Source organism: bacterium (genome assembly GCA_035281585.1).
GTDB lineage: Bacteria > UBA10199 > UBA10199 > DSSB01 > DSSB01 > DATEDP01.
The window spans coordinates 1-8,235 of the sequence record DATEDP010000001.1 but is presented as its reverse complement, the minus strand read 5'-3'; the positions used below and the strand labels follow the sequence as shown (position 1 = coordinate 8,235).

At 61.4% G+C, this 8,235-nt stretch carries 8 protein-coding genes and 1 tRNA gene; 1 reads left to right on the top strand and 8 read right to left on the bottom strand.

What is annotated here, in order from left to right; genetic code table 11:
• The 8 genes from carB to VJR29_00010 all read right to left on the bottom strand — a co-directional run.
• Window positions 1–1,970, bottom strand: a 1,970-nt coding sequence (carB, locus tag VJR29_00045; protein ID HKY61786.1) for a carbamoyl-phosphate synthase large subunit, incomplete at its 3' end; no start/stop codon positions are given.
• The gene (carA, locus tag VJR29_00040) at window positions 1,963–3,105 is read right to left on the bottom strand and encodes a glutamine-hydrolyzing carbamoyl-phosphate synthase small subunit (GenBank protein HKY61785.1); all 1,143 of its coding nucleotides are present in this window, start codon (window positions 3,103–3,105) and stop codon (window positions 1,963–1,965) included. The genes carB and carA, both read right to left, overlap by 8 nt.
• Window position 3,106: 1 nt before the next feature.
• On the bottom strand, window positions 3,107–4,390 hold the full coding sequence (locus VJR29_00035) for a dihydroorotase (GenBank protein ID HKY61784.1): 1,284 nt from the start codon (window positions 4,388–4,390) through the stop codon (window positions 3,107–3,109).
• A gap of 22 nt (window positions 4,391–4,412) precedes the next feature.
• Entirely contained in the window at window positions 4,413–5,333 is a 921-nt protein-coding gene (locus VJR29_00030; GenBank protein HKY61783.1) for an aspartate carbamoyltransferase catalytic subunit, read from the bottom strand.
• 77 nt (window positions 5,334–5,410) lie between these two features.
• Window positions 5,411–5,941, bottom strand: a complete 531-nt coding sequence (gene pyrR / locus VJR29_00025) for a bifunctional pyr operon transcriptional regulator/uracil phosphoribosyltransferase PyrR (GenBank protein ID HKY61782.1) — start codon at window positions 5,939–5,941, stop codon at window positions 5,411–5,413.
• 184 nt (window positions 5,942–6,125) lie between these two features.
• The gene (locus tag VJR29_00020) at window positions 6,126–6,536 is read right to left on the bottom strand and encodes a hypothetical protein (GenBank protein ID HKY61781.1); all 411 of its coding nucleotides are present in this window, start codon (window positions 6,534–6,536) and stop codon (window positions 6,126–6,128) included.
• 11 nt (window positions 6,537–6,547) lie between these two features.
• On the bottom strand, window positions 6,548–6,961 hold the full coding sequence (locus VJR29_00015; protein ID HKY61780.1) for a hypothetical protein: 414 nt from the start codon (window positions 6,959–6,961) through the stop codon (window positions 6,548–6,550).
• 18 nt (window positions 6,962–6,979) lie between these two features.
• A tRNA-Thr gene (locus VJR29_00010) sits at window positions 6,980–7,052 on the bottom strand.
• A 544-nt stretch (window positions 7,053–7,596) separates the two neighbouring features.
• Here VJR29_00010 and mazG point away from each other — a divergent pair.
• On the top strand, window positions 7,597–8,235 hold a 639-nt coding region (mazG, locus tag VJR29_00005), incomplete at its 3' end, for a nucleoside triphosphate pyrophosphohydrolase (GenBank protein ID HKY61779.1).

Sequence of the window (8,235 nt, the reverse complement as noted above, 5' to 3'; positions counted from 1 at the left end):
TCGAGCGGCTTGGCCAGCTTGAGCGGCGTCTGACCACCGAGCTGGACGATCACGCCGAGCGGCTTCTCGCGTTCCACGATCTCGAAAACATCCTCGAGGGTGAGCGGCTCGAAGTAGAGCTTGTCGGAGGTGTCGTAGTCGGTGGAGACGGTCTCCGGATTGCAATTGACCATGATGGTCTCGAAACCGGCGTCGGACAGGCCCATCGCCGCGTGGACGCAGCAATAATCGAATTCGATGCCCTGGCCGATGCGGTTGGGACCCCCGCCCAGGATGACGATTTTCTTTTTCTTGGTGACCTCGGCCTCGTCCTCGCGCTCATAGGTCGAGTACAAATAAGGGGTATAGGCCTCGAACTCGGCGGCGCAGGTGTCGACCCGCTTATAGACCGGCTCGATCTTGGCTTTCTTGCGCAGGGCGCGGATTTGCCGGGGATCCTTGCCGAGCAACTCGGCCAGCCGCTTGTCGCTGAAGCCCATTTCCTTGGCTTCGCGGAGCAGCGGTTGGAAAGCCTGGGTCGACACCTTTTTTGCCTGTTTCTTCAATTCCTTCTCGGCGTCGACGATGTCCCGGATCTGGGCCAAGAACCATGGGTCGATGGCGCTGAGCTTGAAAATCTCGGCATCGCTAAAGCCGTGACGCATGGCATCGGCGACGTACCAAATGCGCTCGGCGTTGGGGACCTTGAGCTTCTCGACCAGCAATTTTTTGGATTTGGCGTCGAGCTTTCCCCTTATCTTGGGCTCGAAGCCGGCGCTGCCGATCTCCAGCGAGCGCAGGGCTTTCTGGAAGCTCTCCTTGAAGGTGCGGCCGATGGCCATGGCCTCGCCGACCGATTTCATCTGGGTGGTGAGGGTGGCGTCGGCGGTGGGGAATTTCTCGAAGGTGAAGCGCGGGACCTTGGTGACGACGTAGTCGATGGTCGGCTCGAAGGCCGCCGGCGTGTAGCGGGTGATGTCGTTCAGAATCTCGTCCAGGGTGTAGCCCACCGCCAGCTTGGTCGCGATCTTGGCGATCGGGAAGCCGGTGGCCTTGGAGGCCAGGGCGCTGGAGCGCGAAACCCGGGGATTCATCTCGATGGCGGTGAAGCGGCCGGTCTTGGGATTGACCGCGAATTGGATGTTGGAGCCGCCGGTGTCGACGCCGATGGCCCGGATGATCTTGAGCGAAGCGTCGCGCAGCCGCTGGTATTCCTTGTCGGTCAGGGTCTGGGCCGGCGCGATCGTGATGCTGTCGCCGGTGTGGACGCCCATCGGGTCGAGGTTTTCGATCGAGCAGATAATGACGACGTTGTCCTTGGTGTCGCGCATCACCTCGAGCTCGAATTCCTTCCAGCCGAGCAGCGATTCCTCGATCAACAATTGACGCACCGGTGACGCATCGAGGCCGGCTCGAACCTTCTCGCGGTACTCCGACTTGTTATAGGCGACGCTGCCGCCGGTTCCGCCCAGGGTGAAGGCCGGGCGGATGATGGCCGGAAAGCCGACTTCCTTCACCACCTCCAGCGCCTCCTCCAGGCTGTGGGCCAAGCCCGAGCGCGGCACGTCGACGCCGATTCGAAGCATCGCGGCCTTGAATTCGGCCCGGTCCTCGGCCATCCGGATGGCCTTGAGGTTGGCGCCGATCAATTCGACGTTGTATTTGTCCAAGATCCCGAGCTCGCCCAGCCGCACCGCCAGGTTGAGGGCGGTCTGGCCGCCCAAGGTCGGCAGGATCGCGTCGGGCCGCTCCTTCTCGAGGATCCGGCCGACCACTTCCGGCGTCATCGGCTCGATATAGGTGGCGTCGGCGAAATCGGGGTCGGTCATGATCGTCGCCGGATTGGAGTTGATCAGCACGACCTGGTAGCCGTCTTCCTTGAGGGCCTTGATGGCCTGGACTCCGGAGTAGTCGAATTCGCAGGCCTGGCCGATGACGATGGGGCCGCTGCCGATGAGCATGATTTTTTTGAGGTCGCTACGTTTAGGCATGGTTCTGGTCCATCATCTTTCTAAACTCTTCAAAGAGATACAGCGAGTCGTGAGGCCCCGGCGAGGATTCGGGGTGGTACTGCACCGCCAGGACATCCTCGTCCTCCTTGCAGAAGCCCGAGACCGTCTTGTCGTTCAGGTGGAGGTGGGTCATGACCCCCGCCTTCTTGAGCGATTCGGGGTCGATCGCGAAGCCGTGGTTCTGAGCGGTGATCTCGACTTGGCCGGTCTTGAGGTTCTTCACCGGCTGGTTGCCGCCGCGGTGGCCGAACTTGAGCTTGTAGGTCTTGGCGCCCAAGGCCAGGCCCAGGATCTGGTGGCCCAGGCAGATGCCGAAGACCGGAACCTTGCCGACCAGCTTCCTGGCGTTCTCGATGGCGTAGGTCACCGCCGCCGGATCGCCGGGGCCATTGCTCAAAAACACGCCGTCGGGCTTCTCGGCCAGGACCTGCTCGGCCGGAGTCGCCGCCGGCACCACCTTCACTTCACAACCGGCATCGACCAAGTGGCGGAGGATGTTTTTCTTGATGCCGAAGTCGTAGGCGATGACCTTGCGCTTCGCCAATTTGCCGTCGGGCTTGCGGGCTCCGCCGGCGGTCACCGAGTAAGTGCCCTCCTTCCACAGGTAGGCCTTGTCGGTGGTGACGTCCTTCACCAGATCCTGCCCTTCCATCGACGGCAGGGCCTTCACTTTTTTCTTCAAGCGCTTCAAGTCCAAGTCTTGGGTCGAGATCAGGCCCGGCTGGGCCCCCTTGTCTCGCAAATGACGGACCAGGGCCCGGGTGTCGATGCCCTCGATGCCCGGAATTTTGTGGCGCTTGAGATAGTCGCCCAAGGACTCGCTCGCCCGGTAATTGCTGTAGACCCGGGAGTATTCCTTGACGATGAAGCCCTCGACCTGGGGCACAGCCGACTCGATGTCTTCATCGTTGACGCCGTAGTTGCCGATCATCGGGTAGGTCATCGTGACGATCTGGCCCTTGTAGGAAGGATCGGTGAGGATCTCCTGGTAGCCGACCATCGAGGTGTTGAAGACCACCTCGCCGCCGGCATCGCCCTCGTAACCGAAGGAACTGCCCTCGAAGGTCGTCCCATCCTGCAACATCAAGATCGCGCGGTCTTTCTTCAATAACATCCTATTCTCCATGCACTCGCTTGCCGTCCACCCAGGTGCCCACCACCCGGCCCCTCATGTCCCAACCCTCGAAGGGCGAATTCCGGCTCTTCGAAAACCCCTCGGAGGCGCGATAGATCCAGATGGCGTTCAAATCCAACAAAGCAAGATCCGCGGCGGCGCCTACTTTAATGCCCTGGTAGGGGCGGCGCAAGATCGCCAGCGGCGCCGAGGTGAGGGACTCCACCAGCCGCTGCAAAGTCAATTTTCCGCCGTCGACCAGCCGCAAAGCCAAGGGCAACGCGGTTTCGAAGCCGAGGATGCCGAAGGCGGCCTGGTCGAACTCCACTTCCTTGTCGACGGTGGCATGAGGGGCGTGATCGGTGGCGATGCAATCGAGAGTCCCGTCGGCCAAGCCGGCGATCACCGCCTGGCGGTGCTCCTCTCCGCGGAGCGGCGGGCACATCTTGGCGTGGGTGTCGTAGTCGCCGACCGCCGCGTCGGTCAAGGTGAAGTGATGGGGCGCGGCCTCGCCGCTGACTTTCAAGCCTTGCTGCTTGGCCCGGCGGATCAGCTCGACCGATCCGGCGGTGCTGACGTGGGCGACGTGGAGGTGGGCTCCGGTCAAGCGGCTCAAATAAATGTCGCGGGCGACAATGATGTCCTCGGCCTCGGCCGGCATGCCCTTCAGCCCGAGCCGGCAGCTGACCTCGCCTTCGTGCATCGAGCCGCCCTTGGCCAAGTTGGCGTCGACCGAGTGGGTGAGGACCGGGATGCCGAAGCCCTGGGCATAGTCCATCGCCAGCCGCATCAAGCGGCTGTCCATCACCGTCATTCCGTCGTCGGAGATGCCGACGCAGCCGGCCGCCTTCAACTCGCCGATCTCGGCCAATTCCTTGCCCTGCAAACCCTTGCTGATCGCCCCGATCGGGAGGACCTTGACGCCGCAGGCCTGGGCGGCCTTCTCCAATATATAGTGGGTGGTGGCGGCGTTGTCGTTGACCGGCTGGGTGTTGGCCATGCAGCAGATCGTGGTGAAGCCGCCGGCCGCCGCCGAGCGGGTGCCGGTCTCGACCGTCTCCTTGTGCTCGAAGCCCGGTTCGCGGAGGTGGGTGTGGAGATCGACGAAGCCGGGCAGCAGGACCTTGCCCCTCCCCACCACTCGCTTATAACCGTCGGAGGCCTTGAGGCCCTTTCCGATTCCGGCGATCTTCCCCTCATGAACGATGAGGTCGCCGACTTGATCGAGACCTAAGGTCGGATCGAAAATTCTGGCCCCTTCAATGAGATAACTTCCACCTTTCACTTTTCACCTTTCACTTTTCACGTCACTCGCCGGCCAGCAGGTACAGCAAAGCCATCCGCACCGCCACCCCATTTTTCACCTGGTCGAGAATCAGCGAATAAGGCCCGTCGGCCACCTCGGGCGCGATCTCGACGCCGCGGTTGACCGGCCCCGGATGCATGATCACCACGTCGGGCTTGGCCTTTCGGAGCAAGGCGGCATTGAGGCCGAAAAACCGGGAATATTCGCGGAGGCTGGGGAACGGCAGGCCGTCGAGCCTTTCGGTCTGGATCCGCAGCATCATGACGACGTCGAGCTCGGGCAAGACCTCGGACAGATTGTGGCTGACCCGGACGCCGAGACTTTCGATTCCCGGCGGCATCATGCTCTTGGGGCCCACCACCGTCACCGAGGCGCCGAAAGTCTTCAGCGCGTAAAGATTGGACCGGGCCACCCGGGAGTGGGCGATGTCGCCGACGATGCCGACTTGGAGGCCCTCGATCTTCTTCTTGTGGTCGCGGATGGTCAGGAGGTCGAGCAGGGCCTGAGTCGGATGCTCGTGAGCTCCGTCGCCGGCATTGATGATCCGAACCCCGGGCAGGACCTTGGCCACCGCCTGGGGCGCGCCGGCCGAGGGGTGGCGGATGACCAGGATGTCGGGCGACATGGCCATGAGGTTCTTGGCGGTGTCGAGCAGGCTCTCGCCCTTGGTGGCCGAGGAGCTGGATTTCGAAATATTGATCACGTCGGCCGAGAGGCGCTTGCCGGCGATCTCGAAGCTGGTCCGGGTCCGGGTCGAATTTTCGAAGAAGAGGTTGATCACCGTCTTGCCGCGCAGGGCCGGCACCTTCTTGATGGCCCGGCCGCCGACCTCGCGAAAGGTGTCGGTGGTGCGGAAGATGAACTCGATCTCCTCGCGGCTCAAGCTGGACATGCTCAGGATGTGGGTTTGAGACAGTTTCATAGTTAAGTAGGGGCGCCCCTCGCGGGGGCCCCGTCTACCAATAGTCTCCCTGCTAAAGGCGGGGGCAAGCCCCGTCCCTACAGTTTCGCAATGACCACCTCATCGATGCCATCAGTTTCCTTGAAACGAACCTTCACGACCTCGCCGGCGGGCACGTCGAGGGTCTTGCCGCAGATATCGGCCTGGATCGGGATCTCCCGTCCGCCCCGGTCGACCAGGGCCAAGAGCTCGACCTTGCGGGGCCGGCCCAGGTCGAAGAGCGCGTCCAAGGCGGCCCGCACCGTCCGGCCGGTGTAGAGGACGTCGTCGATCAGCAGGACCCGGGCCCCGTCGACCGCGAAGGGCATCTTGGTTTCCTTGACCACCGGCATGTCGGCCACGGTGCTCAAATCGTCGCGGTAAAGATTGATGTCGAGGATGCCGATCGGCGCCGGCGACTTGAGATGGGCCGCCAAGCGGCGGGCCAGCGGAACGCCGCGGGTGTGGATCCCGATCAGGGAGTAAGAGCCCTCCCCGTCTTGGCGCTCGGCGATTTGGGAAGCGAGGCGCTTCAGCACGGTTTCGAGCTGGCCGCCGTCCAGGAGCAGTTTTTCTTTTTTTTCAGCCATCGGATAAAAAAAAACCTCCCTATCGTGGGAGGTTTTTCAAATTCCTTTCCAGCAGCTTCTTCTTTTTCGCATCTTCGAGGGGCCGGACCCGCACTCATTTCTCCTTCGACCGCCCAGCGGTCGACAAAAAATTTTGGGAGCCTTATCCCCCAGTCCCGGTGCAGTCAATGCCTTTTTCTAATTATTACATTTCGCCCGAAATTTCGGGGAATCTTATCGCCAGCTCGGCCTGCTTTCCACCCCCGACTTGGAGTTTGGCACTCTTCGGATATTTGCGATCGGCGGTCGCCTTGATGGTATAGCTGCCTTCCGGCAGCTGGGCCAGGACCCAAGGGGCATCGCAGTCCGCCTCCAAAACCAACTTACCTTGGGCATTTTCGATCTTCACTTGGATGAAGGAGACGTAGGCCCGGCCGCCGGTGGTGAACATCAGCTTGGCCGAGTAATTGGCCCAGCGCGGGTCCTCCTTGGACTCGCCGACGCCGGTGCAGGCGTATTTGAGGCCTTGATAGTTGAGCTCTTGGTCTTGGGGAACTTGGGCGAGGGCCGCCGACCCCAGGAGCAAAAACCCCACCGCAAAGAGAGCGATTCTCATCGAAGACCTCCTCAAGGCGCCGGGCCGACGTAGAGACCGGCGAATTTGTAGGTTCCGTCCTTCTCGGCATTGAACCAAAGGCTGTAGCTGTTCCCACCCTTCACCCATTCGGTGTAACGGTGGCCTTCGCTGGTCTTGGTGTATTTGCCGGACTTGAGATGCTTCCGGATCTCGGGCGTGAACATCTTCTCGAAGTTCTTCGCCGCAACCTCGCGGGAAACGTCGACTCCCAAGCCCTCTTCCCAATTGAAGCGCGGGCAGGAGCAAAGGTCGAGGACCTTGTCTTTCTCATTTTTTTCCAAGGCTTGATTGAAGGTAGCGAGAAAATCCGGGAAGGAATCCTTGGAAGCCGTGGTTTGGGAAAAAGAAAACGGCGCGACCAACAGTATCCCCAGGACGATCAAGAACCGAAATCCCGCCTTCACGCCGCCTCCTATATAATGAGCTGGGAAGCGGGATCGAACCGCCGACCTGCTGATTACGAATCAGCTGCTCTACCGACTGAGCTATCCCAGCTAAAGGCCTAAGATTCTTTCCATATCGACCCTCATCATATCAATTGGAAAAAAAATGTGAGCCCATTCTAAGGTAACGAGCCCATTCGAGACTGGCGATTGTCTTCAAAGATGCGACGGTGGCTGGCCCCGAACGGGTCCTGTCCGGTCTGCACCCCCACCGTCCTCGCAAGCTGCGGGCGGCGGGGGGCCCCCGCCCGGCCACCCGTTCGGGTCCAGAAGAAGCTTGGGCACAGAGAATCCGCAGCTTTTTGGCAGTCATCCTGAGCGAAGCGAAAGATCCACTACGGAATTTGTTAGAGTCGCGGAATTGGTAGTGGATTCCTCCCCCCGCTCGGAATGACAGCGGCTGTTTACCCAAAGCTTCTTCGGGAGCGGGTGGCTCGATGACGGGGGACCCCGCCGCCCGCAGCCCCTGCGAGGACGGCGGGGGTGGCAGCGAGACAGGCCCTGCTCCCGCCACCCAAGCCCCTTTCAAGCCAAAGCCAGCATCGGAATCCCAAAAACCATCGACACCCAGCCCGAGCCGATGCTAACCGCCCCCCATGGACCTAAGCGACCTCCCAAACCTCCCCTCCGGCGCACTCTTCGAAAAACTCCTTCAGGTGATGGATGAGCTGCGCGGCCCCCAAGGCTGTCCCTGGGACAAGGAGCAGACTCCGGCCTCGCTGATCCCCTGTCTCTTGGAGGAGACCTACGAGGTCATCGGCGCCATCGATTCCGGCGACGCCAAACATTTGAAGGAAGAGCTGGGCGACCTCCTCTTGCAAGTCGTCTTCCATTCACGGATCGGCAAGGAAGAAAAAACCTTCACCATCGATGAAGTGATCCGGCACTTGGTGGAAAAGTTGGTCCGCCGCCACCCCCACGTCTTCGCCGAGGGCGAAGTGAGCGAAGCCGATGAGGCGCTGCGCCAATGGGAGAGAATCAAGGCCAAGGAGAAGAAGCCCGGCGAGTCGCTGCTGGCCGGAGTTCCCGATTCGCTGCCGGCACTGGCTCGGGCCTATCGCCTCGGAGCCAAGGCCTCGCGGGTCGGATTCGATTGGCCCGACCTCGAAGGCGTGCTGAAGAAAACCGAGGAAGAGCTTCAAGAACTCCGTGAAGAAATATCACGCCGCGATTTGAAAAAGATCGAGGAAGAATTCGGCGACCTTCTCTTCTCGCTGGCACAAGTCGCGCGCTTC